The sequence below is a fragment of the Xanthomonas pisi DSM 18956 genome, from assembly GCF_001010415.1.
In the GTDB taxonomy this organism is placed as follows: domain Bacteria; phylum Pseudomonadota; class Gammaproteobacteria; order Xanthomonadales; family Xanthomonadaceae; genus Xanthomonas; species Xanthomonas pisi.
Genome location: NZ_JPLE01000081.1, coordinates 1 through 1,123, shown reverse-complemented (window position 1 = coordinate 1,123; position 1,123 = coordinate 1). Strand labels below are relative to the sequence as shown.

Sequence of the window (1,123 nt, the reverse complement as noted above, 5' to 3'; positions counted from 1 at the left end):
AGAACTCCTGCCAGCTGGTGTCGTTGCTGGGCGCGGTGACCACGGCGCGCGGCTTGGATGCTGCAGTGCGGCCAGCGGCTGCCACCTTGGCCTTGACGGCCTGGGTGATCGCCACCTGCGGTGCGGCGATGCGTGCCGAAACGTGCACCTGTGCAGCATCGGTCTTGAACACCGCCACCGCCTCGGTCAGGCCAACTGCCTGTTCTTCCAGCGCACGTGCGGCGGCGGTGGCTTCTTCCACCAGCGCGGCGTTCTGCTGGGTGGTTTCGTCCATCTGGGTGATGGTCTGGTTGACCTGTTCGATGCCGGCCGACTGTTCCTGCGAGGCGGCGGAGATCTCGCCCATGATGTCGGTCACGCGCTGCACGCTGGCCACCACCTCACCCATGGTCTTGCCGGCGCTGTGCACCAGCGCGGAGCCTTCGGCGACACGCTCGACCGAATCGTCGATCAGGCCCTTGATCTCCTTGGCGGCCGCAGACGAACGCTGTGCCAACGTGCGCACTTCCGAGGCCACCACCGCAAAGCCGCGGCCCTGTTCACCGGCACGCGCCGCTTCCACCGCCGCATTCAAGGCCAGGATATTGGTCTGGAAGGCGATGCCGTCGATGACCGAGATGATGTCGGCGATCTTCTTGGACGAGGCTTCGATGCCGGACATGGTGTCGACCACCTTGCCGACCACTTCGCCGCCTTGCACCGCCACGCTGGCGGCGCCGATGGCGAGCTGGTTGGCCTGGCGTGCACCCTCGGCATTCTGCTTGACGGTGGAGGTGAGCTCTTCCATCGAGGCAGCGGTTTCCTCCAGGTTGGCCGCCTGTTGTTCGGTGCGCTGCGACAGGTCCTGGTTGCCGGCAGCGATTTCGCTGGCGGCGCCCTTGATCGAGATGGCCGACTGCTTGATGCCGGTGACGATCTCGGCCAGCTGCGTGGCAGTGGCATTAGCGTCGTCGCGCATCTGCGCGAACACGCCGCGGAACTCGCCGCTCATGCGTGCGGTGAGGTCGCCGGCGGCGATCGACTGCAGCAGTGCCGAAAGCGACTGCAGGTTGCCGTCGGCGGTGGACATCAGGTTGTTGAGGCTTTCGACCATCACGCGGAAGTCGTACTGGAAGCGCTCGGC

1 protein-coding gene is annotated in these 1,123 nt (G+C 66.1%); it reads right to left on the bottom strand.

Annotated elements, in window-relative coordinates; translation table 11 throughout:
* Window positions 1-1,123 (bottom strand): methyl-accepting chemotaxis protein (locus Y887_RS16115; protein WP_046965315.1); only part of this gene is annotated, 1,123 nt, incomplete at both ends.